The organism is Brevundimonas sp., assembly GCF_027484365.1.
GTDB lineage: Bacteria > Pseudomonadota > Alphaproteobacteria > Caulobacterales > Caulobacteraceae > Brevundimonas.
This window is the reverse complement of the sequence record NZ_JAIXTC010000003.1, coordinates 78,529-102,413: the sequence shown is the minus strand read 5'-3', so window position 1 is coordinate 102,413 and position 23,885 is coordinate 78,529. Positions and strand designations below refer to the sequence as shown.

The 23,885-nt window shown below is 67.5% G+C and carries 27 protein-coding genes; 21 read left to right on the top strand and 6 right to left on the bottom strand.

Translation table 11 applies throughout. The annotated features are described in order from the left end of the window. Window position 1: 1 nt before the first annotated feature. A complete protein-coding gene (lgt, locus tag Q0044_RS01125; protein WP_298158443.1) occupies window positions 2-877 on the bottom strand; it encodes a prolipoprotein diacylglyceryl transferase in 876 nt (291 codons plus the stop codon). A gap of 173 nt (window positions 878-1,050) precedes the next feature. On the opposite strand from lgt, the gene Q0044_RS01120 reads away from it, so the two are divergent. From Q0044_RS01120 to Q0044_RS01110, 3 genes are all read left to right on the top strand, one after another. Then, entirely contained in the window at window positions 1,051-1,338 is a 288-nt protein-coding gene (locus Q0044_RS01120; protein WP_298158441.1) for an accessory factor UbiK family protein, read from the top strand. A 79-nt stretch (window positions 1,339-1,417) separates the two neighbouring features. Then, entirely contained in the window at window positions 1,418-1,921 is a 504-nt protein-coding gene (locus Q0044_RS01115) for a type III secretion system chaperone family protein (protein ID WP_298158440.1), read from the top strand. 8 nt (window positions 1,922-1,929) lie between these two features. Then, window positions 1,930-2,673 carry a pyrroline-5-carboxylate reductase family protein gene (locus Q0044_RS01110; RefSeq protein ID WP_298158438.1) on the top strand — a complete coding sequence of 248 codons (744 nt, stop codon included), beginning with the start codon at window positions 1,930-1,932 and terminating at the stop codon, window positions 2,671-2,673. Here the strand turns inward: Q0044_RS01110 and Q0044_RS01105 are convergent. From Q0044_RS01105 to Q0044_RS01095, 3 genes are all read right to left on the bottom strand, one after another. Further along, a complete protein-coding gene (locus Q0044_RS01105) occupies window positions 2,650-3,141 on the bottom strand; it encodes a hypothetical protein (protein WP_298158436.1) in 492 nt (163 codons plus the stop codon). The genes Q0044_RS01110 and Q0044_RS01105 overlap by 24 nt on opposite strands. A 118-nt stretch (window positions 3,142-3,259) precedes the next feature. Then, window positions 3,260-4,603, bottom strand: a complete 1,344-nt coding sequence (locus Q0044_RS01100) for an ATP-binding protein (protein ID WP_298158434.1) — start codon at window positions 4,601-4,603, stop codon at window positions 3,260-3,262. A 1-nt stretch (window position 4,604) separates the two neighbouring features. Beyond that, complete coding sequence (locus Q0044_RS01095; RefSeq protein WP_298158432.1) at window positions 4,605-5,324, bottom strand: response regulator; 720 nt, start codon at window positions 5,322-5,324, stop codon at window positions 4,605-4,607. An 82-nt stretch (window positions 5,325-5,406) separates the two neighbouring features. On the opposite strand from Q0044_RS01095, the gene Q0044_RS01090 reads away from it, so the two are divergent. The 3 genes from Q0044_RS01090 (at window position 5,407) to Q0044_RS01080 (ending at window position 8,345) form a co-directional block, all read left to right on the top strand. After that, the gene (locus tag Q0044_RS01090; protein ID WP_298158430.1) at window positions 5,407-6,285 is read left to right on the top strand and encodes a branched-chain amino acid aminotransferase; all 879 of its coding nucleotides are present in this window, start codon (window positions 5,407-5,409) and stop codon (window positions 6,283-6,285) included. Window positions 6,286-6,436: 151 nt separating this feature from the next. Then, a complete protein-coding gene (locus Q0044_RS01085; protein ID WP_298158428.1) occupies window positions 6,437-7,708 on the top strand; it encodes a NupC/NupG family nucleoside CNT transporter in 1,272 nt (423 codons plus the stop codon). A 16-nt stretch (window positions 7,709-7,724) separates the two neighbouring features. Then, complete coding sequence (locus Q0044_RS01080; RefSeq protein ID WP_298158427.1) at window positions 7,725-8,345, top strand: glutathione S-transferase family protein; 621 nt, start codon at window positions 7,725-7,727, stop codon at window positions 8,343-8,345. A gap of 8 nt (window positions 8,346-8,353) precedes the next feature. Here the strand turns inward: Q0044_RS01080 and Q0044_RS01075 are convergent, their stop codons facing one another. Then, window positions 8,354-8,788, bottom strand: coding sequence for a PaaI family thioesterase (locus tag Q0044_RS01075; protein WP_298158425.1), 435 nt, complete (start codon window positions 8,786-8,788; stop codon window positions 8,354-8,356). Between the two features lie 47 nt (window positions 8,789-8,835). Here Q0044_RS01075 and Q0044_RS01070 point away from each other — a divergent pair, with 47 nt between their 5' ends. From Q0044_RS01070 to flhA, 10 genes are all read left to right on the top strand, one after another. Continuing rightward, complete coding sequence (locus Q0044_RS01070) at window positions 8,836-9,156, top strand: DUF3253 domain-containing protein (RefSeq protein ID WP_298158423.1); 321 nt, start codon at window positions 8,836-8,838, stop codon at window positions 9,154-9,156. Then, window positions 9,140-9,736 (top strand): uracil-DNA glycosylase family protein, encoded by a 597-nt coding sequence (locus Q0044_RS01065; RefSeq protein WP_298158421.1) that lies wholly within the window; start codon window positions 9,140-9,142, stop codon window positions 9,734-9,736. The genes Q0044_RS01070 and Q0044_RS01065 overlap by 17 nt, the downstream gene beginning before the upstream one ends. Beyond that, window positions 9,733-10,722, top strand: a complete 990-nt coding sequence (locus Q0044_RS01060; RefSeq protein WP_298158420.1) for an alpha/beta fold hydrolase — start codon at window positions 9,733-9,735, stop codon at window positions 10,720-10,722. Before Q0044_RS01065 ends, Q0044_RS01060 begins: the two co-directional genes overlap by 4 nt. Window positions 10,723-11,192: 470 nt before the next feature. After that, window positions 11,193-12,839, top strand: coding sequence for a flagellar basal-body MS-ring/collar protein FliF (gene fliF, locus Q0044_RS01055; RefSeq protein ID WP_298158418.1), 1,647 nt, complete (start codon window positions 11,193-11,195; stop codon window positions 12,837-12,839). Continuing rightward, window positions 12,839-13,876, top strand: a complete 1,038-nt coding sequence (gene fliG, locus Q0044_RS01050; RefSeq protein ID WP_298158416.1) for a flagellar motor switch protein FliG — start codon at window positions 12,839-12,841, stop codon at window positions 13,874-13,876. Before fliF ends, fliG begins: the two co-directional genes overlap by 1 nt. A gap of 1 nt (window position 13,877) precedes the next feature. Next, entirely contained in the window at window positions 13,878-14,540 is a 663-nt protein-coding gene (locus Q0044_RS01045) for a FliH/SctL family protein (RefSeq protein ID WP_298158414.1), read from the top strand. Next, window positions 14,540-14,869 carry a flagellar motor switch protein FliN gene (fliN, locus tag Q0044_RS01040; protein WP_524536143.1) on the top strand — a complete coding sequence of 110 codons (330 nt, stop codon included), beginning with the start codon at window positions 14,540-14,542 and terminating at the stop codon, window positions 14,867-14,869. The genes Q0044_RS01045 and fliN overlap by 1 nt, the downstream gene beginning before the upstream one ends. 38 nt (window positions 14,870-14,907) lie before the next feature. Further along, window positions 14,908-16,302, top strand: coding sequence for a sigma-54-dependent transcriptional regulator FlbD (gene flbD, locus Q0044_RS01035; RefSeq protein WP_298158410.1), 1,395 nt, complete (start codon window positions 14,908-14,910; stop codon window positions 16,300-16,302). Further along, window positions 16,299-17,186 (top strand): class A beta-lactamase, encoded by an 888-nt coding sequence (gene bla, locus Q0044_RS01030; RefSeq protein ID WP_298158408.1) that lies wholly within the window; start codon window positions 16,299-16,301, stop codon window positions 17,184-17,186. The genes flbD and bla overlap by 4 nt, the downstream gene beginning before the upstream one ends. A 14-nt stretch (window positions 17,187-17,200) precedes the next feature. Further along, the gene (gene flhA, locus Q0044_RS01025) at window positions 17,201-19,300 is read left to right on the top strand and encodes a flagellar biosynthesis protein FlhA (RefSeq protein ID WP_298158505.1); all 2,100 of its coding nucleotides are present in this window, start codon (window positions 17,201-17,203) and stop codon (window positions 19,298-19,300) included. Here flhA and Q0044_RS01020 read toward each other — a convergent pair. Further along, window positions 19,297-20,013, bottom strand: a complete 717-nt coding sequence (locus tag Q0044_RS01020; protein WP_298158406.1) for a hypothetical protein — start codon at window positions 20,011-20,013, stop codon at window positions 19,297-19,299. The genes flhA and Q0044_RS01020 overlap by 4 nt on opposite strands. 114 nt (window positions 20,014-20,127) lie before the next feature. Between Q0044_RS01020 and Q0044_RS01015 the strand changes: the two genes are divergently transcribed. The 5 genes from Q0044_RS01015 to Q0044_RS00995 are packed head-to-tail and all read left to right on the top strand — an operon-like array spanning window position 20,128 to window position 23,832. Next, window positions 20,128-21,660 carry a sensor histidine kinase gene (locus Q0044_RS01015; RefSeq protein ID WP_298158404.1) on the top strand — a complete coding sequence of 511 codons (1,533 nt, stop codon included), beginning with the start codon at window positions 20,128-20,130 and terminating at the stop codon, window positions 21,658-21,660. Continuing rightward, window positions 21,657-22,082, top strand: coding sequence for a response regulator (locus Q0044_RS01010; RefSeq protein WP_298158402.1), 426 nt, complete (start codon window positions 21,657-21,659; stop codon window positions 22,080-22,082). Before Q0044_RS01015 ends, Q0044_RS01010 begins: the two co-directional genes overlap by 4 nt. Beyond that, a complete protein-coding gene (locus Q0044_RS01005; RefSeq protein ID WP_298158401.1) occupies window positions 22,079-23,119 on the top strand; it encodes a sensor histidine kinase in 1,041 nt (346 codons plus the stop codon). The genes Q0044_RS01010 and Q0044_RS01005 overlap by 4 nt, the downstream gene beginning before the upstream one ends. Next, window positions 23,116-23,607 (top strand): NUDIX domain-containing protein, encoded by a 492-nt coding sequence (locus tag Q0044_RS01000; protein WP_298158399.1) that lies wholly within the window; start codon window positions 23,116-23,118, stop codon window positions 23,605-23,607. Before Q0044_RS01005 ends, Q0044_RS01000 begins: the two co-directional genes overlap by 4 nt. Before the next feature lie 45 nt (window positions 23,608-23,652). Further along, window positions 23,653-23,832 carry a CsbD family protein gene (locus Q0044_RS00995; RefSeq protein WP_298158397.1) on the top strand — a complete coding sequence of 60 codons (180 nt, stop codon included), beginning with the start codon at window positions 23,653-23,655 and terminating at the stop codon, window positions 23,830-23,832. Window positions 23,833-23,885 lie beyond the last annotated feature (53 nt).

The window sequence follows — 23,885 nt, the reverse complement described above, 5'->3', positions numbered from 1 at the left end:
TTCAGCCTGCAGCGGCGACCGGCGGACGCTTCCAGGCCCGCTGGATCAGCCAGGCCCCGATCAGGATCATCGGGATCGACAGCATCATCCCCATGGTCAGGCCCAGCGGGAAATTCTCCATCCCGGCGTCGGGCTGGCGCACAGTCTCCAGCAGCGCCCGGGACACGCCGTATCCGACCATGAACAGGCCTGTGACATAGCCGGGCTTGGCCAGCAGCTTCCACTTCCAGACGGCGAGGCCGAGCACGGCGAACAGCAGGATCCCCTCGAGCCCCGCCTCATACAGCTGGCTCGGATGGCGCGGCTCGTTCCCGGCGGGGCAGAAACCGTACATCTGCTCGATGCGGGCGTTGCAGAACCGGATCGCCCACGGCACGTCCGTCGTGCGGCCCCACAGCTCCCCGTTCACGAAGTTCGCCAATCGCCCGAAGAACAGGCCGATCGGCGCCGCCGCCAGGGCCATGTCGCCGACGCTGAGGATGTTGACGCCCAGCCGCCGCGAGAACACGACGACCGCCAGGGTGCAGCCCAGCAGCCCGCCGTGGAATGACATTCCACCGGTCCACAGCTGCAGCAGCTCCAGCCGCTCAGCCCAGCTCTCGCCGGTGAACAGCTGCCCGAACATCTCGGGCTTGTAGAACAGGGCATAACCGAACCGGCCGCCGAGGATGATGCCGAGGGTGATCCACAGCACCAGGTCATCCAGCTGCGGGCCCGTGATCGGGGGCTTGCCGGGTGCCCACAGTCGCTCGGTCTTGACGATCCGCGCCGCATAGATCCAGCCCAGCACGATCCCGGCGACATAGGCCAGGGCGTACCAGCGGATGGGCAGGGGACCCAGATGGATCAGGACCGGGTCGAACTCGGGAAAGGGCAAGCCAGTCGCTCCTGCGGTGGTTTCAAAAGCCCCTTAGCAAGCGACGCTGCGTCGCGCGAGCGTGACACGTTTCGGCCCCGATTGCCCCCAATCAGGGGGTGTCTGGAAAGGTTTCATTCACCATATCAGGCAACCCTCCCTTAACGACGCCCGACACCGGGCCGGAGCCTCCGATGCAGACCCGCAATCCGATTCTCGACGAACTCGCCAGGATGTCGACCAGCGCCATGGGCCTGGCCCAGGCGGCCGGCGAAGAGGCGAAGACCGCCTTCCGCGCCCAGACCGATCGCATCGCCGCCGAGATGGATCTGGTCCGTCGCGACGAATTCGACGCCCTGAAAGCCGAGGTCGCCGCTCTTCGCGCCGAGCTGGCGACCCTGAAAGCCACCCCCGCCAAGGTCAACAAGCCTCAAAAGGGAACGTCCACGGATGGAACTCGTCTTCCGGACGCAGCCGGTTGAGCCGAATCTCCGAACACGCCTACCGTCTTTCAAACGGCGGCCTGAGTCGCCGCCCCTCCCGCGAGATCGAGTTCACCTGATGGATGCTGCCGGACCCCAAGAGGTCGACGTCCCCTACGATCCGCTGGATGTGGTCGAGCATGTGCTGAACGCCGAGAATCTTCCGTTCGACCGGACGGACGACGGTGATCTGGCCTTCGCCCTGGCCGGCGACTGGAAGGACTACGAGCTCTGGTTCGCCTGGCGTCCCGAAGGCGACTGTCTGCAACTGTGCTGCGCCCTCGATCTGCGCGCCACCAGGTCACGCCGCAACGCCGCCTATGAGCTGGTCTCCATGGTCAACCAGCGCACCTGGATGGGCCATTTCGAGGTCTGGTCCGAGGACGGCGAGATCGTCTTCCGCCACTCCCTGGCGCTTCCGCACGGCGAGCGTCCGACCCTGGCCCAGGCCGCGTCCATGATCGACGCCGCCGTCGAGGCCGCCGACCGCTACTATCCCGCCTTCGACTTCATGATCCGCGGCAACAAGAAGCCCCAGGACGCGATCGACAGCTGCCTGTTCGAGACCGTCGGCACAGCCTAGGCCGCCCGATGACGGTCGTTCTCCTTGGCCACGGCCGCCTCGGCTCCGCGATCGCCGAAGGCTGGCGGCTGACCGGGATCGTCCCCCGCCCAACCATCCTGACCCGCGCCGTCGCGCCGGTCTGCCCGCCCGAGACCCGGGCCCTGGTGATCGCCGTGAAGCCCGCCGCCTGGCGTGAGGCCGTCGGGCCATTGCTGACGACCTTGCCGGCGGGGGCCGTGATCGTCTCCGTCATGGCCGGCGTCCGCGCCGCCGACCTGTCCGCGGCCCTGCCCGGCCGGGCCGTAGCCCGGGTGATGCCGACAACTGCGGTGGCGCAAGGGCAGGGCGTTGCGGCGATCTGGTCCGATGGACCCGAAGCACGCGCCGAGGCCCACACCCTGTTCGACGCCATCGCCGACACGATCGATCTGCACGAAGAGTTCCTGATCGACGCCGCCACGGCCGTGGCCGGGTCGGCGCCGGCCTTCTTCTACGCCCTGGCCCAGGCGTTGGCGGCGGCGGGCGTGCAGGCAGGCCTCGCCCCCGAGGCCGCAGAGCGGCTGACTCGCGGCGCCCTGCGGTCCGCCGGCTCGGGCGCCGGCACGGATGCGTCACTCGAGGACCTGATCGCCCGGATCGCCTCGCCCGGCGGCACGACCCGCGCCGGGCTGGATGCGCTCCGGGACGCCGGGCTGGACGCTGCGGGCCGCGGGGCCGTTAACGCCGCCGTGGCCCGTGCGAAGGCTTTAGCGGGAGACCAGCCGGCCTGAGACCAGGTTTCTGGCCAGACGGTCGTAGGTGTGCTCGGCGTCCTGCCAGGTCGTGTAGCCGTGAACCTCGGCGATCGACGTGGAATAGTTGGAGTAGCGCACCGGCAGACGCTGACCATCGGCGGTGACGATCTCGCCTTCGACGGTCGCGCCGCCGATCGAGATACTGTCCATGATCGACAGGCCGGGCTTGTCGGCCGCCTGCTGCCAGGTGGGTCGGTTGGGCTTCAGGTCGGTCAGGACCAGGTTGACGGTGGCACCTTGCAGCGCGCCGTCGCGGGCCAGCCGGCGCTCGACGACCGACTGCAGTCGCTCCAGCTGGCGGTCCACATCGCGCTGGCCCAGCGTCTCGACCTCTTCGGTCAGGTCGCCGCCGACGGTCACTGTGACCTGCGGCGTCTGGGCCAAGGCCGGCGTCGCGAGAGCCGCGACTAGGGCAAGGGGGGCGAGAAAGGCGAAGTTGCGCATGACGATCTCCGGAAAATCCCTGTCAACGGGAAGATGGGCCGAGCGGGCCGTCTCCGCAATCCTCGACAGGATGCTTACTGAACTAAGACCCCGGCGTCTCGAAACGCCTGCGAGCGCCTTAGCCCGGCAGTCGGATCATCGCCCTGAGCCCCCCGAGATCGCTGCGCGCCAGGGTGATGTCCCCGCCGTGCCCGCGCGCCACGTCCCGCGCGATGGCCAGACCCAGTCCTACACCCTTGCGGTTCTGGTTGCGGCTCTCGTCCAGCCGGCTGAAAGGACGAAAGGCTTCCTCGTGCATGTCGTCCGGAATGCCCGGCCCGTCGTCCTCGACGGCAATCTCCAGGCCGCCTGACGGCAGGGCTCGCGCCGACAGGCGGACATGCTCCCCGTGAGATGCCGCATTGCCCGCCAGATTGGTCAGGGCCCGTTTGAAGGCCAGGGGTCGCAACGAGGCGGTCAGGTCGCTCGGCGCGGCGATCTCGACCTCCGCTCCCGCCCGCTTGACGTCCTCGCCCGCCGCCTTGAGCAGGGCCGAGACGTCGACCGGCTGCGGGGCCTCCCCGGCCTCGCCCTTCGCGAAGGCCAGATACTCGTCGATCATATGCTCCATCTCGTCGAGGTCCCCCTTCATGGCGCTCTGTCGCTTGAACTGAGGGGCCAGGGCCAGCTCGAGACGCAGCCGGGTCAGGGGTGTGCGCAGGTCATGGCTGACCGAGGCCAGCAGCGCCGTCCTCTGCTCGATATGCCGCTGGATCCGGTCGCGCATGGCGAGGAAGGCGACAGCCGCCTGCCTGACCTCTCGCGCGCCGTGCGGCTTGAATGCCTGGGAGGTTTCGCCCCGGCCGAAGGCTTCCGCCGCCTCCGCCAGCCGCTCGATGGCGCGGACCTGGTTGCGGATGAACAGGATGGCCACGCTCATCAGCAGAACGGTCGCCAGCATCAGCCACAGGACGAAGATATGCGCCTGGGTCGCTACGGCCCGCTCGCGCGGGGCGATGATCCGCAGCACCCCGTCGCGCTGCTGCACCTGGATATCGACATAGGCCGGGTAGCGGGTGGTATCGAACCAGAAGGCCTGGTCCAGCCGCGCCGCCAGCGCCGCCTCCAGCGTCCTGTCGACCACGCCGATCGGCCCGCGCCGTTGTTCTGCGGGAAGGGTCGCCCCGGGTCGCAGCGCGATCGACAGCTGCATCGACCGCTCGCCCCGGTCCGCGATGACCGCCAGGTTGGCCGCTGTCGGTTCCTCGCGATAGCTTTCGGCCGCCCAGGCCACGTCGCCCGCCAGCCCCTCGGACAGGCGCGCCGTCACCGTCTGCCAGTGCATGTCGAAGAAGGCCCAGGTCACCGCTCCCTGCATGATCAGGATCGGCAGGACGATGATCAGCAGCGACCGTCCCCACAACGACGTCGGCAACTGCCGCTTCAGAAACCGCGCCAGGACGGGGAAGGGCAGCAGCCGCATGTCAGTCGGGCGCCAGCATATAGCCGACGCCGCGGACAGTCTGGAGATAGCGCGGGTTCTTCGGATCGGCTTCGAGCTTGCGCCGCAGACGGGTCACCTGGACATCCACGGCGCGGCCGGTGATGTCGGCCGTGTCCGGCGACAGATCCATCCGCTCGACGGGCGCGTGGGCGTGCAGGGCCAGGGTCTTCAACAGTTGGGCCTCCGCCTCGGTCAGCCGCATCGGCGCGCCGTCACGGGTCAGCTCAAGCCGCTCCAGGTCGAACATCGCCGTACCGAGCCGGATCTCGCGCGGCATGATCGGTTTCACGCCCGTCCGCCTGAGGATCGCGTCGATGCGCAGCGCCAGCTCCTTCGGATCGAAAGGCTTGGACATATAGTCGTCGGCGCCGCGTGACAGGCCGTCGATCCGGTCCGACGCCTCGCCTCGCGCGGTCAGCAGCAGGACCGGCGTCTTCGACAACTGGGCCTTGGACCGGACCCATGTCGTCAGCTCCAGCCCGCTCTCGCCCGGCATCATGACGTCGAGAACGACCAGGTCGAACTCGATCAGCTCCATGAGGCGACGGGCCGCAGCCGCATGCGCGGCCCCGGTCACCCGATAGCCCTCGCGCGCCAGATACTCCTTCAGGAGCTCGCGAATCCGGTCGTCGTCATCGACGATCAGCAGGTGACGCCCCACGCCGGCGCCGGCCACAGGCCCCGAACGACTGCTGCTCATGCGAACATTCCCGCGCGCATGGCGTTGACCTTGAGCGCTTCGGGCGTTCTAACCGGCAAATCTGCGCAGGAGACGTTGTTCAATGGCCTTCATTCCTTTCGACGATCGTGACGGCTGGATCTGGATGAATGGTGAATTCGTTCCCTGGCGGGAAGCGAAAACGCACGTTTTGACCCATGCCCTTCACTACGGCTCGTCGGTGTTCGAGGGTGAGCGTATGTATGGCGGCGAAATCTTCAAGCTGACAGAGCATTCCGAGCGCCTGGCCCGGTCGGCGAACCTGCTGGATTTCGAACTGCCGTACAGCGTGGCCGAGATCGATCAGGCCTGCAAGGAAACCTGCGCAAAGATGGGGATGGAGGACGCCTATATCCGTCCCGTCGCCTTCCTCGGCCCGGAACAGGTCAGCGTCTCGGCCCTGAACAACAAGGTCCATGTCGCCATCGCCGTGTGGGACTGGCCGAGCTATTTCGACCCCGAGGTCAAGAAGAAGGGCATCAAGCTGGAGTGGGCCAAGTGGCGCCGCCCTGACCCGCTGACCGCCCCGACGACGGCCAAGGCCGCCGGCCTCTACATGATCTGCACCATGTCCAAGAACGCGGCCGAGAAGCGCGGTTTCGCGGACGCCATGATGCTGGACTGGCGCGGCTATGTCGCCGAGGCCACCGGAGCCAACGTCTTCTTCGTCCAGGACGGCGTGATCCACACCCCGGACGTGACCCACATCCTGAACGGCATCACCCGCCAGACGGTCATCGACATCGCCAAGGCCAAGGGTATCGAGGTCGTGGTGCGTCACATCCGTCCGGAAGAGCTTTCGACCTTCTCGGAATGCTTCCTGACCGGCTCGGCCGCCGAGGTCACGCCGGTCCAGTCGATCGGCGAATACACCTTCACGCCGGGCGACCTGTCGCTGACGCTGATGGATGACTACGGCAAGCTGGTTCGCGGCATCAGGTAAGCGGCTTCGACGCGCATCGAAGCAACGGCCCGGCGGCGACGCCGGGCCGTTTCGCGTTGTGGACTGCGACAAATAGGCTTGCGGCACGGCGCGCGCTGTCGTTCAAGCGACGACGGACCCGGCGACGCCGGTGTGGGGAAGATCGGTTTCCATGTTCAGCCTGCTGAATTTTCAGAGCGTGCTCGGGCTCGTCGTCATCGTCGCCGCCTGCTGGGGACTGTCGGAGAACAAGCGCGCCTTCCCGTGGAGGCTCACGCTCGGCGCCATCGGCGTCCAGGCCCTGCTGGTCCTCGGCCTGTTCGCCATACCGGGATCGCAGACCGTCCTGGCCGCCATCACCGGCGCCGTCGACGGCCTGGCCGTCGCTACCGCCGAGGGGACGAAGTTCGTGTTCGGCTACCTCGCCGGCGGAGACCAGCCCTATGCGGTGACGAACCCTGGCGGCCTGTTCACCTTCGCCTTCAACGTACTGCCCCTGATCCTGGTGATCTCGGCCCTGTCGGCCCTGCTGTGGCACTGGAAGGTGCTGAAATGGCTGACGCTGGCCTTCGGGCTGCTGTTCCAGAAGACCATGGGTCTGGGCGGAGCCTCGGCGCTCGCGGTCGCTGCCAACATCTTCCTCGGCATGATCGAGAGCCCGATCGTGATCCGCGCCTACCTCGACAAGCTCACCCGGTCCGAGATCTTCCTCATGATGGTCGTGGGCCTCGCGACCGTCGCCGGATCGACCATGGTCGCCTACGCCACCATCCTGTCCGCCACCCTGCCGAACGCCGCCGGTCACGTTCTGGTCGCCTCCATCGTCTCGGCGCCCGCGGGCGTGCTGCTGGCCCGCATCATCATTCCCGAGAAGCCGGGCGAGGGGGGAGCGGTGGCGGACTACGGCTCGGCCCTCAAATACGACTCCGCCATCGACGCGATCGTGAAGGGCACGGCCGACGGTCTGATGGTGGTGCTCAACATCTCCGCCGTGCTGATCGTCTTTGTGGCCCTGGTCGCCCTGGTGAACGTCATGCTCGGCGGCTTCTGGCTGTTCGGCGATCACATCACGGTCGAACGTCTGCTGGGCTGGCTCTTCATGCCTCTGGCCTGGCTGATCGGCATCGACTGGTCCGAAGCGGGCAAGGCGGGCTGGTTGCTGGGCGTCAAACTGACCCTGACCGAGTTCGTCGCCTTCATCCGACTGGGGGAGGTGCCGGTCGGGGAAATGAGCGAGCGCACCCGCATGCTGCTGACCTATGCCCTGTGCGGCTTCGCCAATATCGGCTCGGTCGGGATCACGGTCACCGGCCTGTCGGTCCTGATCCCCGAACGGCGCGAAGAGGTTCTGGGTCTGGTGTGGAAGGCGCTGTTCGCGGGCTTCCTGGCCACCCTGATGACCGCGGCGGTTGTCGGCGCGATGCCGGCCTCCATATTCCGCTGAACCGGAGCCCGCCCCGATGAAACTCTACGACAGCCACCGCGCTCCCAATCCCCGACGCGTCCGCTGGGTGATGGCCGAGAAGGGCATCGAGGACGTCGAGATCGTGCCCATCGACATCATGTCGGGCGAGCACAAGACGCCGGACTATCGCTCCAGGGTCGGCGTGCCCCATGTTCCGGCGCTGGAGCTGGACGACGGAACCACCATCTCGGAATCCGTCGCCATCGGCCGCTATCTGGAGTCGATGTATCCTGAGCCGAACCTGTTCGGCGTCGATGCGCGCGAACAGGCCATCGTCGAGATGTGGACCCGGCGCTGCGAATTCTACCTCGCCAATCCCATCATGCTGAACGTGCGCCTCACCCATCCGGCCCTGGCCGCACTGGAATCCGCCCAGCAGCCCCAGGTCGCCGACTACAACCGCGTCGCCGCAGAGCGTTTCATGCGCACCCTGGACCGGCATCTGGCCGACCATCCGTTCATCGCGCTGGACCGGTTCACCATCGCCGACATCGTCGGGGTCGTCGGTCTCGATTTCGCGCGGATGGTCAAATACCGGCCGCCGGAGGAACTCGTCCATCTGGCCCGCTGGCTGGAAGACTGCCGCGCCCGGCCGGCCGCCAAGGTCGGAATCTAGGCGGGGCTTCAGGTCCGCGGGGTGAACTTCCGGATGATGCCGGAATAGGTCATGAGCGTCCGGTCGCCGGTGCAGATCTGTCCACGCACGAAGATCAGCGACCCGCCTGCGCGCACCACCTCGCCTGTCGCCTCCACCAGTTCGCCGACATAGGCGCCGTCGATCAGGGTGGAATCCAGCTGAACGGTCACGCCGTTCATGCCCTCCATCTGCTGGTAGGCGGTCTGGAACAGGGCGATGTCGGCGAAGGTCATGAGGCAGCCGCCGTGCATCCGGTGGCCCGCATTCATGTGTTTGGGCTCGGCGCGGAAGGCGCAGCGCATACGGCCGTCAGGGTCCGGTTTGAAATAGAATGGGCCGACCGTCTGGTCGAAGGTGCCGTGTACGTCGTAGGTCTGCCAACCGGCGAACTCGCCTTCGGTGACTGTGATCTTGGCTACCATCCGTACCATGCCTTCTTTTTGATCTTGCAGTGCAGCATATAGGCCCGATGAGCGATCCAATCGAAGCGGCAATTTTCGAAACCCTGGCGAAAGCGGACCCCAAGGGCGTCGGCGGCAAGTCCGTCGAACCGGCGGACGTCGCCAAACACATCCAGGCCGAGCAGTGGCAGCGCGTCCTGCCCAAGGTCCGGGCCACGGCCCTGGGTCTCATGCGTCAGGGCAGGCTGACGATTACCAAGAAGGGCAAGGTCGTCGATCCGTCCAACTTCCGGGGCGTGACCCGTCTGCGCCTGCCGACCGAGGCGGAAACCGCCGCGGCCCTGGCCGCCTTGCCGCCCAAGCCCGAGGTCGATGACGACTTCGCCTGACCTCGAAGACGTCCTTTCGGACATCCGCGCCTGCCGGGCCTGTCTCGGCGAACTGCCGCATGAACCGCGCCCCGTGGTCCGGGTCTTTCCCGAGACCCGCCTGCTGATCTGCGGCCAGGCTCCGGGACGGCGGGTTCATGAGAGCGGGGTGCCCTTCACGGACCCGTCCGGCGACCGGCTGCGGGACTGGATGGGCCTGGACTATGAGACCTTCTACGCTGATCGCCGTATCGGGGTCGCGGCCCAGGCCTTCTGCTATCCCGGTACGGCGCCGAAGGGCGGCGACTATCCGCCGCCGCGTCGGTGCGCCGAGCTGTGGCGGACCCGGCTGCTGGAGGCGCTTCCCGGGATGGAGCTGACCCTGCTGGTCGGCGGCTATGCCCAGGCCTGGGCTCTGGGCGATCGGGCGAAGGCCAGTATGACCGACACCGTCCGCGCCTGGAGGGACCATGCGCCAGCCGTTCTGCCCATGCCCCATCCGTCGTGGCGGAACACCGGCTGGCTCCGGCGCAATCCGTGGTTCGAGGCTGAGGTCGTCCCGTATCTTCGCAAGAGGGTTCGGGGCATTCTGGGCTCATGATCCGCGCCCTGATCCTGACCGTGATGCTGCTGGGCCTCGCCGCCTGCGCCACACCCCATGTCCAGCCGCCGCTGACGCCACCCGCAGGGTTTGCGGGACCGCGCCTCGAACCCGGAGCCTTCGTCGTCGATGACGGGGGCCGGCTGCCCTACCTCCGCTGGGGGCCGCAAGACCCCGAGGCGATCGTCATCGGCCTGCACGGGATGAACGACCACGCCGCCGGCTTCCGGCTGGCCGGGCCCTGGTGGGCCGAGCACGGGATCGTCACCTACGCCTATGACCAGCGCGGCTTCGGAGACTCACCCGGTCGGGGCATCTGGGCCGGGGAGGCGAGGATGGCCGAGGATCTGCGCACCGTCGTCGCCCTGGTCCGCGCCCGTTATCCGAACGCCCGCATCGCCGTGGCCGGAGAGAGCATGGGCGGGGCGGTCGCCATCTCCGCCTTCGCCTCGGATCGGCCGCCGGCCGCTGACCAGCTGATCCTGCTGGCCCCCGCCGTCTGGGGCTGGTCGAGCCAGAGCCTGCCCAACCGCGCCAGCCTGTGGGCGGCCGCCCGTCTGATGGGATCGCGCTCGATCACGCCCCCCGACTGGGCCCTCCGCCGCTATCTGGCGACCGATAATCTGATGGAGCTGACGGCCAACGGAAACGACCCGGGCTTCATCCGCTCGACCCGGTTCGATTCCCTGTATGGCCTCGTCGATCTGATGGAGAGCGCCACCCTCAAGCTGGGGCAGGTGAGGGGGCCGACCATCCTCATGTACGGTGCCCACGACGAGGTCATCGAGAAGGGGCCGATGCGCCGCGCCCTGATCCGCGCCGGCGATCCGCCCAATCTGCGCACCGCCTGGTATCCCGACGGCTGGCATCTGCTGAACCGCGACTGGCAGGCCGAGGTGATGTTCCGCGATGTCGAGGCGATCCTGCGGGATCCGGATGCGCCGCTTCCGTCCGGTGCGGGGTCGGTGGTCGAGGCCCTCCGTTAATACCAGTCTTGTGGCGCGCCCCCTCAAGGCGTGGCCTCTCTCTGCTTGAGCGCTTCGTCCGTCGGTCCGGACGAAAGATACCCTGACGAAGCGGACAAAACGGACGAACCGCCCGCTGTTCGCACGCTCCGCGAACCGGGGCAGCAGTATAGGCCCGCCGGATATGAAAGCGCATTCGAGGGGCGAAACAGGCCGCAAATACAGGCGCAGTCGTGTTTCCGGGCGCCGCACAGATTTTTATCTGCGACATCGCACGCGCCCTCATTCAGGCCCCAGGCTTGGGCCAGAGCCTGAGCTACACTTCATGTGCGATCCGTGAGGCGTGGCCGCCGGACACGAAAGAATGGCCATTAACCCCGAAAATTGGCCCGCTAACCCCGACACTTAAACCGCCGTTAACCACGCGGGCGGCAGTTTCTGCCTAGCGGGGGCAGTCGGCTCCCCCGCCTTATAGTTTTGGGCGGGGACGCGTGGGCGGCTTCACGGCGGCATTGCAGAGATTCGGGATCGGGCGACTGGCCATGATCCTCGGCGTCGGGGCCGGCGTCGCCGCCATCCTCGTCGCCGTGATGATGCGCGTCGGTCAGGCGCCGGACGCCCTGCTGTACTCCAACCTCGACCTGCGGGAGGCCGGCGAGATCACCGCCTCTCTGGAGCAGGCGGGGATCAAATACTCCACCCGCGGCGACGGCTCGACCATCATGGTCAACCGCGACGACGTCGGGACGGCTCGCCTGATGCTGGCGGGCAAGGGCCTCGTGACCTCGGGCTCGGTCGGTTACGAGCTGTTCGACAACCAGTCCGTCCTCGGCCAGACCGAATTCCAGCAGCAGATTTCGGAACAGCGCGCCCTGCAGGGCGAACTGGCCCGCACGATCATGTCGATGCGCGGCATCTCCTCCGCCCGCGTCCAGATCGCCCTGCCGCGCCGCGAACTGTTCGCCCAGGACGCCGCCGAGCCGACCGCCGCCGTCGTCGTGGGCCTCGGCGGCCGCGCCCTCAGCGCCGATCAGGTCCGCGCCATCCGCAACGTCATCGCCTCGTCGGTGCCGAACCTGAAGCCGGGCAAGGTCACCGTCGTCGACGAGAGCAACCAGACGCTCGCCGCCGCCGACGACGAGGAGGGCTTCTCCTCCGCCACCGCCGAAGCCGCCAAGACCAATACCGAGGCCCAGCTTCAGGCCCGCATCAAGGACCTGGTCGAGGGTGTCGTCGGTCCGGGCGCCGCGCGGGTCCAGGTCACCGCCGACATCGACATGACCCGTTCCACCACCCAGGAGCAGAAATACGACCCCGACGGCCAGGTCGTCCGCTCGACCTCGTCCAACGGCTCCCAGTCACAGGATACCGAGGGCACGCCCGACGGCGGCGCCACGGCGGCCAACAATATCCCCGGCGGCGCGGCCCCGGCGGTCACCCCTGCGGGCTCGACCGAGAGCGTCACGGGTGAGACCACCAACTACGAGATCTCCAACACGACCACGACCACGACCAAGGAACCGGGCGAGGTGCGCAAGCTGTCGGTCGCGGTGGCCGTGGACGGAAAGCTGACGCCCGCCGCGGAGCCGGGCGGTGAGCCGACCTACGCCGCCCGCACGCCGGAAGAGATCACCCAGATCGAAGATCTGGTGAAGGCGGCCATGGGCTATGACCAGTCGCGCGGCGACCAGGTGAGGGTCACCAACGTCCGCTTCAATCGCGACGCCCTGATCTCGGCCGGCGGCACCGACGGCGGCTCGCCTCTGCTGAACTTCACCAAGAACGACATCATGCGCGGGGTCGAGCTGCTGGTGCTGCTGATCACCGGCCTGCTGCTGATCTTCTTCGTGCTGCGCCCCCTGCTGAAGTCCGCCAGCGGCCCCGGCGGCATGCCCGCCATGGCCGGCGGGGGCGGCGGCGGGGGCGGCGGCCAGATGGGTGTCACCTCGCTGCAGACCAGCCTCGTCGGCGGCCCGGCCGGTCAGCTGATGCCCCCGTCCGAAATCGATCAGAGGCTCGACATCGCCCGGATCGAGGGTCAGGTGAAGGCGTCGTCGGTCAAGAAGGTCGCGGATTTCGTCGACAAGCACCCGGATGAGTCGACCTCCATCCTGCGCGGCTGGGTACACGAAGGCTGATGGCGGCACGGATGGCCAGCAAGAAAGGGTCCGTGGATGACGCCAAGAAACTGACCGGTCCGGAAAAGGCGGCGGTCATCCTTCTGGCGCTCGGCGAGGAGCATACCCGCCTGTGGCAGGGGCTGGATGACGAGGAGGTCAAGGAGATCTCCCAGGCCATGGCCGGTCTTGGCACGGTCAGCGCCTCGGTGGTCGAGGAGCTGATGGTCGAGTTCGTGTCGGGCATGAGCGGCTCCGGCGCCGTGATGGGCTCGTTCGAACAGACCCAGCGCCTGCTGGCCGCCTTCCTTCCGCCGGAACGTGTCGATGGCCTGATGGAGGAAATCCGCGGTCCGGCCGGCCGGACCATGTGGGACAAGCTGGGCAATGTGAACGAGGCCGTCCTCGCCAACTATCTGAAGAACGAATACCCCCAGACGGTCGCCGTGGTCCTGTCCAAGGTGAAGCCCGATCACGCCGCCCGCGTGCTGACCAGCCTGCCCGAAGATTTCGCCCTGGAATGCGTCCAGCGGATGCTGCGCATGGAGCCGGTCCAGCGAGAGATCCTCGACAAGATCGAACAGACCCTGCGCACCGAGTTCATGTCGAACCTGGCGCGCACCTCCAAGCGTGACAGCCATGAGGCGATGGCCGACATCTTCAACTCGTTCGACCGCCAGACAGAGGCCCGGTTCATCGGCGCCCTGGAAGAACGGAACCGCGAAAGCGCCGAACGTATCCGCGCCCTGATGTTCGTCTTCGAGGACCTGAACAAGCTGGACCCCGGCGGGGTCCAGACCCTGTTGCGGTCGGTCGAGAAGGATTCCCTGGCCCTGGCGCTCAAGGGCGCGTCCGAGGCCCTGCGGGAAATGTTCTTCACCAACATGTCGGAGCGGGCGTCCAAGATCATGCGCGAGGACATGGAGTCGATGGGGCCCGTCAGGCTCAAGGACGTCGACACCGCCCAGATGGCCATGGTCCAGGTCGCCAAGGACCTGGCCGCGCGCGGCGAGATCATGCTGGCCGGGGCCTCCGGCGACGATGAGCTGATCTACTGACATGACCGATCACGCTCCGATCAACAGCCGTCCCTTCGTCTTCGACACCGAGTTCGACGGCGAGGGCTCGGTCGTGCGCGCCTCGACCTTCCGCCCGACCAAGCGCGCCTATATGCCGTCCGAGGTCGAGGCCCTGGTGGCCCAGGCCCGGTTCGAGGCGCGCGAGGAAGCCCTGGCGGAGGCCTCGAGCATCGAGGCCATGGGCGTGGCCGCCATCGGCCAGGCGCTCGGCCAGGCCATCCCCGCCCTGACCCAGGTCGCCCACACCCACCGCGAACAGTCGGCGGCCCTGGCCCTGGCCGCGGCCCGCGTCATCGCCGCCGCCTCGCTGGAACGCCTGCCGATCGGCCCGCTGCAGTCGGCTCTGGAGACCCTGGGTCAGGAGATCGACGGATCGCCGCGTCTGGTGGTGCGCGCCTCGGGGCTGGAGCCGGGCGTCCAGGAGAAGATCCAGGCGATCTGCGTCGACGCCGGTTTCTCCGGCGTGGTCGCCTTCCGCGAAGACCTGTCCCTGCCGCTCGCCGCCTTCCAGCTGGAATGGGCCGATGGCCGGGCCGATTTCGATCCAGCCGCCGCCGCCGACCGGATCGCCACCGCCCTGACCTCGGCCCTGGCCGCCGAGGCCGGGCACGCTGAACCCCTGATCAACGGAAGTGAACTGTGATGGCCGACGACCTCGCCCTCGAAGAGTTCCCGGAGTCCACGGCCCTGGCCACGATGGACGAGTTCGGGGACAAGTCCGCCGCCGACCTGTCGACCGTGTTCGATGTGCCGGTGAACATCTCCGCCGTCCTCGGCAAGGCCCACATGACGGTGGCCCAGCTGCTGAAGCTCAACCGCGGCTCGGTTCTGGAGCTGGACCGCAAGGTGGGCGAGGCCATCGATATCTTCGTCAACAACCGGCTGGTCGCCCGCGGGGAGATCGTCGTCGTCGAGGATCGCCTGGGCGTGACCATGACGGAAATCATCAAGACAGAGGATTCGGCGGCCTGACGGCGGCCGGTCCCGGTACGGATTAGAGGAGAAGACCCATGCGGCTTCTGGTGGTCGGACGGCTTTCGGGCCAGCTCGCGGCGGCGGTGAAGATGGCGATGGCGCACGGCGCCAAGGTCAGTCACGTCGAACGCACGGATCAGGCGACGGAACAGCTCCGGCGGGGGCAGGGGGCCGACCTGCTGATGGTCGACTACAACCTCGACATCGGGGCCCTGATCGCCGCCAATGACGCCGAGCGGATCTTCGTCCCCGTCGTCGCCTGCGGCGTCGACAACGATGCGGAAAAGGCCGCCGCCGCCATCCGCGCCGGGGCCAAGGAGTTCATCCCGCTTCCGCCCGACGCCGACCTGATCGCCGCCGTCCTGGCCGCCGTCGCCGACGACGAGCGTCCGCTGATCTCGGCTGATCCGTCGATGCAGGCCGTGATCAAGCTGGCCGACCAGGTCGCCCGCTCGGAAGCCTCGATCCTGATCACCGGCGAAAGCGGCGTCGGTAAAGAGGTCATGGCGCGCTATCTGCACCAGCATTCCAAGCGCGCCGAGCGGCCGTTCATCAGCGTCAACTGCGCCGCCATCCCGGACAACCTGCTGGAATCCGAGCTGTTCGGGCACGAGAAGGGGGCCTTCACCGGCGCCGTGGCCCGCCGCATCGGCAAGTTCGAGGAGGCCGACGGCGGCACCCTGCTGCTGGACGAAATCTCGGAGATGGACGCCCGGCTTCAGGCCAAGCTGCTGCGCGCCATCCAGGAGCGGGTCATCGACCGCGTCGGCGGGACCAAGCCCGTGCCGGTCAACATCCGCATCATCGCCACCTCCAACCGCGATCTCGCCAAGGCGGTGGCCGAGGGGGTGTTCCGCGAGGACCTGCTGTACCGGCTGAACGTCGTGAACCTGCGCCTGCCCAGCTTGCGCGAACGGCCCGGCGATGTGGCGGTGCTCGCCGATCACTTCGTCAAGAAATACGCCGCCGCCAACGGCGTGCCGGTGCGGCCCCTGTCACAGGACGCCCGTCGCGCGCTGGCCGCCCACCGCTGGCCGGGCAATGTGCGGGAGCTCGAGAACGCCATGCACCGCGCGGTCCTGCTGGCCGTCGGCGCCGAGATTGACGCCGAGGCCATCCGTCTGCCGGACGGCCAGCCCCTGACCGGCGCAATCGCAGGGTCGGACGCGGGTCCCGCCGCCCGCGCCGCCCAGACCGCCGACGCCGTCTCCCGCGCCTATGTCGGCCAGACGGTGGCCCAGATGGAAAAGACCCTGATCCTCGACACCCTGAGCCACTGCCTGGGCAACCGGACGCACGCGGCCAACATCCTGGGAATCTCGATCCGGACCCTGCGCAACAAGCTCAACGAATACGCCGACGAGGGCACGCAGATCATGGCGCCCCAGACCGGCATCGCCACGGCCGCCTACGGCGCGAACGCGGCGTGACGGATCGCAGGACGGTTCTGGCGGGATTTGGCGCGCTCGGCCTGATCGGCTGCGCGCCGAAGGGCGAGGCCGCGGCTCCGGTCGCGCCGCCCGCGCCGGAAGCCCTCGACCTGTCCGCCCTCGAGCAGGCCCACGGCGGCCGGTTCGGCCTGTTCGCCCACGATCTCGGTACAGGCCGCCAGCTGACCGCGCGCGGCGACGAACGGTTCATCTATTGCTCGACCTTCAAGATGTATCTGGCCGCCGCGACCCTGTTGCGGGTCCAGGCCGGCGAGGAACAGCTCGATCGCCTCATCCCGGTCACCCGCGCCGACATGACCAACAACGCTCCGGTCACCGAGCCCGCTATCGGTTCGAGCCTGACCGTCGAGCAGTTGATGAAGGGTACGGTCGAGGTGTCCGACAATCCGGCCGCCAACCTGCTGCTGAAGGCCCTGGGCGGCCTCGGGGCCATGCAGGCCTTCTATCGCGGCATCGGCGACGCCTCGACCCGCGTCGATCGCTTCGAGCCCGAGATGAACCGCCTCGACGGCGACAAGGACACCATCACCCCGGCGCAGTCGGCGGCCAACATCCATCGCCTGTTCATCGACCCGGCCTCGCCCCTGTCTCAGGACTCCAAGACGATCCTGCTGGGCTGGATGTTCGCCTCGCCCACCGGCGTCGACCGCATCAAGGCGGGCGTCCCGGCCGGCTGGCGGGTGGCGCACAAGACCGGCACCGGCGGCTACGGCCCGACCAATGACATCGGCATTCTTTATCCGCCCTCGGGCGCGCCGGTGATCCTCGCCGCCTACTACCACGCCGCCTTCGACCGTCCGGAGAATGAGGCCGTGATCGCAGAAGCGACCCGTCTGGCCCTGACCGCCCTCGGTCGCGCATGACCGACACCCCGGTCATGATGAAGGACGGCCTGGCCCGTCCGACCGGCGGCGACATCCGCGGCTGGCTGATGCGCGGCGAGGTCGGCATGGCCGTCGGCGTGATCGGCGTCATCCTGCTGCTGATCCTGCCGGTCCCGAAGTTCCTGCTGGACCTGCTTCTGGCCATCAGCCTCGTCTCGTCGGTGCTGATCCTGATGACGGCGCTGATGATGAAGCGTCCGCTCGACTTCGCCATCTTCCCGACGGTGCTGCTGATCTCGACCCTGTTCCGCCTCGGGCTGAACCTGGCCTCGACGCGCCTGGTCCTGACCCACGGCCACGAGGGCCACGACGCGGCCGGTCAGGTCATCAATGCCTTCGGTGCCCTGATGATGGGCGGGGACTTCATCATCGGCATCATCATCTTCGCCATCATTCTGGTGGTGAACTTCGTCGTCATCACCAAGGGCTCGACCCGGATCGCCGAGGTCTCGGCCCGCTTCACCCTGGACTCCATGCCGGGCAAGCAGATGGCCATCGACGCCGACCTGTCGTCCGGCCTGATCACCGAGGACCAGGCCAAGCTCCGCCGCAAGGAGCTGGAGCAGGAGTCGACCTTCTTCGGGGCCATGGACGGTGCGTCCAAATTCGTGCGGGGTGACGCTGTCGCCGGGCTGATCATCGTCGCCATCAACGCCATCGGCGGTATCCTGATCGGCACGATCCAGCACGGCCTGCCCATCGGCGAGGCGGCCAACACCTATATCCAGCTGACCATCGGCGACGGTCTGGTGACCCAGGTTCCGGCCATCATCATCTCGATCGCCGCAGGCTTCCTCGTGTCCAAGGCGGGCGTCGAGGGTTCGGCCGACAAGGCCCTGGTCGCCCAGCTCGCCACCAACCCGATCAGCCTCGGCATGGTCGCCGCTGCATCCGGCCTTCTGGCCCTGATCCCCGGCATGCCGATCCTGCCTTTCGGCGGCCTGGCCATCGGCGCCGGCTACATGGCGTGGCATCACGGGCGAGCCAAGCTGAAGCCCCAGCCGACCGAGGCCGAACTGGCGGCCGCCGCCAATGCCGGCAAGCCGAAGGACGATGCGGAAGAGCCGATCGGCACGGCCCTGACCATCGACGAGGTCAAGATCGAGCTCGGCTATTCCCTGCTGACCCTGATCAACGACCTCGAAGGCCGCCGCCTGACGGATCAGGTTCGCGCCCTGCGCCGCGCGATGGCCCAGGAGTTCGGCTTCGTCATGCCGTCGGTGCGGATCCTCGACAACATGCGCCTGCCGACCCAGGGCTACGCCATCCGCATCAAGGAGATGGAGGCCGGCGCCGGCGAGGTCCGCCTCGGTTCGCTGATGGCGATGGACCCGGCCGGTCGTCAGGTCGAACTGCCCGGCGAGCACACCAAGGAGCCCGCCTTCGGCCTGCCCGCCACCTGGATCGACGAGAGCCTGCGCGAGGAAGCGACCTTCCGCGGCTACACCATCGTCGACCCCTCGACGGTGCTGACCACCCACCTGACCGAGATCCTCAAGGAGAATATGGCGGACCTGCTGACCTATGCGGAGGTGCAGAAGCTGCTGAAGGAATTGGGGCCGGAAGAGAAGAAGCTGGTCGACGAACTGGTGCCCTCGGTGGTCACCGTCACGACGCTGCAGCGGGTGCTTCAGGCCTTGCTGCGCGAGAAGGTCTCGATCCGCGATCTGGGCGCCATCCTGGAAGGCCTGGCCGAGGCCGCGCCGCACTCGTCATCGGTCACGACCCTGGTCGAGCACGTCCGCACCCGACTGGCGCGTCAGCTGTGCTGGCAGCACAAGGCCGAGGACGGCGCCCTGCCGATCATCACCCTGTCGCCCGACTGGGAGGCCGCCTTCGCCGAGGCCCTTGTCGGTCAGGGCGAGGACAAGCAACTGGCCATGGCGCCGTCGCGACTCCAGGACTTCATCCGCGCCGTACGCGACGTGTTCGAACGCGCGGCCATGGCCGGCGAGAGCGCGGTGCTTCTGACCGGCCCGCAGATCCGCCCGTACGTCCGCTCGATCATCGAACGCTTCCGGGGGCAGACGGTGGTGATGAGCCAGAACGAGGTCCACCCCAAGGCGCGTTTGCGGACGCTCGGGTCGGTCTAGTCGACCCGGATAAACCCGCCCGCCGACGCCGCGCGCGCCGCCTCGTTGGTCGGTCGCGCCACCAGGCCGGACTGGGTGATCCAGACCTCATAAGTCGCGCCGTCGGCCATCGGCATATAGGCGGCGGACCCGTAGAGGGTGTCCACGGCGTCGACGTAGCGGCGATACCGCCGCGCCACGTCCCAGACGTTCAGGGTCCACGGCACATAGGCCAGAGCGCCGGTCTTCACATCGCCGCCCGACAGGGCGTGGACGCTGCGGGCGCCGGTCCGTTCCTGTTCGATGTTCCGGTAGCGGCCCGAAAGGCGGTCCAGCCGGTACTGGGAATCCAGACCGACCACATTGGCCCACGGTTTCCATTTCAGGACCTGGGCCTCCATCCGCCATTCATCGCCGTTGACGGGATAGACGGCGGTGCGGGCTGGAAGGTCGCCGGCCGCCGGCTGCGTCACCACGACCTCGAAATACTGGGGCGCCAGCTGGCGGATCGACAATGTTGCGACGGGGCGTTCGTGGGTCAGACGCGCGTAGGTCTGGACGTTCTGGCCCAACAGGGCCGCTCCGAGCGCCATCGCCGTCAGGGCGGCGCCTCCTGCCGTGCCGAAAAGTCCACCGAAGAACTTTCCCCGGAACAGTGAAGCCAGTCCAGCGAACAGAATAAGGACGCCGATGATGGCCAGGGCCGTCGGCGCGATCCACCACCACCACAACATGATACCCACTCCCGAAACGGCAAAGCTTGTTAACGCAACACTGTGGTCCTGCACAGCTTAAGCCGCGAATGACTTCACTGGACACGCGAATGTGCGACGCTAAAGCTTTCGGTGATGTCGACGATCTTTCCTGAAACCCTCGTGCAGTTCGGCCGGTTCCTGCGCGCGGGAACCCTTGGGCGCTCCATCTTCCTGCTTCTGGCCGGCGCCATCGCCCTGTTGCTGCTGGTCAATCTCTCCACCTTCGTCCTGATCCAGCGCACGGCGGCCTTCAACGAGCAGGTGGACGCGACCTGGCAGCTGCGTCGTTCGGCACGGACGGTTCTGCTGAACATCAAGGACGCAGAGACGGCCCAGCGCGGCTATCTGCTGACGGGTCAGACCAGCTTCCTGTTGACCTACGACCAGAGCGCCGAGGCCGCGCCACGGTTGCTGGATCGGCTGGCCGAGCTCGCCGGCGACGACGAGGTCGGCCAGGCCTCCGTAGAGGCCCTGAGCCGACTGTCGCGCGACAAGTTCCTCGAGATGTCCCGGGTCATCGACCTGTCGCGGACCGGACAGAACGGGCAGGCGATCAGTCAGGTCCGTTCCGGCCGCGGCAAGGCCCTGATGGAGCAGATGGACGCCGAAATCTCGACCCTCGATTCCCAGCTCGGCGCCCGCGTTTCAGCCGAGCGGGCGAGGTCCGAAGGCTCGGCGGTCATCACTATCATCGTCAACGCCATTGCAGGCCTGCTGATCCTCCTCCTCGGCGCGATCGTCGCGATGCTGGTGCGTCGGTACCTGATGGACCTGGCGAGGGCGCGCGCCGATCTCGATCGGGTCAACGCCGGGCTCGAAGAGACGATCAAGGCCCGCACCGCCGCCCTGACCCGCGCCAATGAGGAGGTCCAGCGCTTCGCCTATATCGTCAGCCATGACCTGCGTTCGCCGCTCGTCAACGTCATGGGCTACACGGCCGAACTGGAGCAGGCCGGCCGGACCATCGATCTGCAGCTGACCAAGGTCGAGACCGTCGCGCCCGATCTCATCGAAAGAGACGCCATCATCGCCGCGCGGGAGGATGTCCCGGAGGCCATCGGCTTCATCCGCGCCTCGACCGAAAAGATGGACCGTCTGATCAACGCCATTCTGAAGCTCTCGCGCGACGGCCGACGTCGGCTCGCCCCGGAAACGCTCGACATCGGCGAGATGGCCCGCGCCGCCGCCGACAGCATTCGTCACCAGCTCGAGGAGACGGACACCGCATTCATCGTGGGTGAAATGGTCCCCTTCGAAAGCGACCGCCTGTCGATCGAACAGATCATCGGCAATCTGATCGAGAACGCAGTCAAATACTCGGACCCGTCGCGCCGCAACCGCATCCAGGTCAGCGGCCAGGACCTGCCCGGCGGCTGGGTCGAGTTCGCCATCGCTGACCAGGGGCGCGGCATTGCCCCCAAGGACCATGAACGCATCTTCGAACTTTTCCGCCGGTCCGGCCGTCAGGACCGCCCGGGCGAGGGGCTCGGCCTCGCGTTCGTCAGGAACAGCGTTCGTCGTCTGGGCGGCTCGATCGACGTCGAGTCGGCCCTTGGCCAAGGCTCGACTTTCCGCCTGAAATTCCCCAAACGCCTCATCCTCGACGACGCCGGAGAGACCCTGTGAGCAACCCCGTAAAGATTGTCATGGTCGAGGACGATCATGGCCACGCCAGGCTGATCGAGAAGAACATTCGGCGGGCCAATATCTCCAACGAGATCGTCCACTTCGACCATGGCCAGCCGGCGCTGGATTATCTGTTCTCGGAAGAGATCAGGGCCAACGGGCCGATGCTGATCCTGCTGGATCTGAACCTGCCGGATATGCAGGGCACGGACATCCTGGCCGAGGTGAAGCGGGACGAACGTCTGAAGCGCGCGCCTGTCGTGGTCCTGACCACCACCGACGACAAGACCGAGATCCAGCGCTGCTACGATCTGGGCTGCAACGTCTACATCACCAAGCCGGTCGATTATGAGAGCTTCGCCGGCGCGATCCGCCAGCTGGGGCTGTTCCTGTCCGTCATGCAGGCGCCCGAGATCGAATGACGCCCGAAAAGCCGCCCATCCGGCTGCTCTACATCGACGACGACCGCGGCCTGTCGCGGCTCGTGCAGAAGGAGCTCGGCCGTCACGGTTACGAGGTCACGCTCGCCGCCGACGGGGACGAGGGCGTGGCCGCGCTGGACGCCGCTGACTTCGATATCTGCGCTCTGGACCACTACATGCCCGGCCGCGACGGTCTCGAGGTTCTGCCCGACATCCTGCATCGCCCCGCGCCCCCGCCGGTCGTCTATGTGACGGGCGCACAGGAAGGCCGGATCGCGGTCGCTGCCCTGCGCGCCGGGGCCGCCGACTATGTCATCAAGGACGTGTCCGAGGACTTCACCGCCCTGCTGCGTTCAGCCCTGGAAGACGCGCTTCTGCGCCGTCGTCTGGAACGGGAGAACGAGGAGGCCCAGGAACAGGTCCGTCTCGCCCGCGACCGGGCCGAGGCGATGTTGCGGGAGGTCAATCACCGCGTCGGCAACTCGCTGCAACTCGTCTCGACCTTCATGTCGCTGCAGCTGCGCCACATGGCCGACGAGGGCGCCCGCGACGCCCTGCGCGAGGCCCAGGCCCGGATCGAGGCCGTCGCCCACGTCCACCGCCGGCTCTACACTTCGGGGGACATGGAGACGGTCGACATGCAGGCCTATCTCGACGGTCTCGTTGGTGAACTGACCAAGTCGCTGGGATCGGATGCGTCCTCGCCCAACATCACGCTCCGGGCCGAGCCGATGCGGGTCTCGACCGATCAGGCCGTGTCGCTGGGCGTCATCGTCACCGAGCTCGTCACCAATGCCGTGAAATACGCCTATTCGGCCGGCGAGGCGGGCGAGATCCGGGTGATCCTGTGCCCGGACGAGACCGGCCGCGCCCTCCTGACGGTCGAGGACGACGGCCCGGGCCTGGGGGACGGAAAGCCGAAGGGCACGGGCCTGGGCGGCAAGATCATCACGGCCATGGCCTCTGGGCTGCGGTCGGCCGTCGAGTTCGACGGCGCCCACAAGGGCGTCCGCGCGCGCCTGGCCTTCGACCTTTGAAGCCCTCGCTTCAGTTCGGGGTGGCGGAGCCCGGCGCCGACTATCTCCACCGCCCCGCGACCTTCGGCCTGGTCTTCCGCGATGAGAAGATCGCCTGCGTCCGCGTGACCCGGGACACCCCGTACCATGACCTGCCCGGCGGCGCCGTGGACGGGGTCGAGACCGAGGAACAGGCCCTGGTCCGCGAGTTCGTGGAAGAGGCGGGCATGACCGTCCGCCCGATCGAGCGGATCGCCGAGGCCGGTCAGTACTTCCGCAAGTCGGACGGCCAGCCGGTCAACAACGTCGGCGGCTTCTGGATCGCGGAGATGATTGCGCTCGATACGGCGTTGAAGGTCGAGGAGGACCACGAACTGGTCTGGCTCCATCCCCGAACGGCCCTGGCAGAACTCCGCCACGACGCCCATGCCTGGGCTGTGGCCGCCTGGCTGAGGCGCAGGGCCCAAGCGGCACCATACGGAACGCGGGCCGCCCTGAACCGCTCCTGAATTTGGCGTCGTCACAGGGACGACGCCAAATTCAGGAGCCTCCCCATGGCTGATCACGATCGCATCGAAGGCGCCGCCAAGAACATCGGCGGCAAGATCAAGGAAGGCGTCGGCAAGGTCACCGGCGACGAAAAACTGAAGGCCGAAGGCCGGGCCGGACAGGTCGAGGGCAAGGTCCAGAACACCGTCGGCGGCATCAAGGACGCCGTCAACGAAAAGCACTGAGCCCGTTGCGATCCATGCATTGAAAGGCCGCCCTTCGGGGCGGCCTTTTTGCG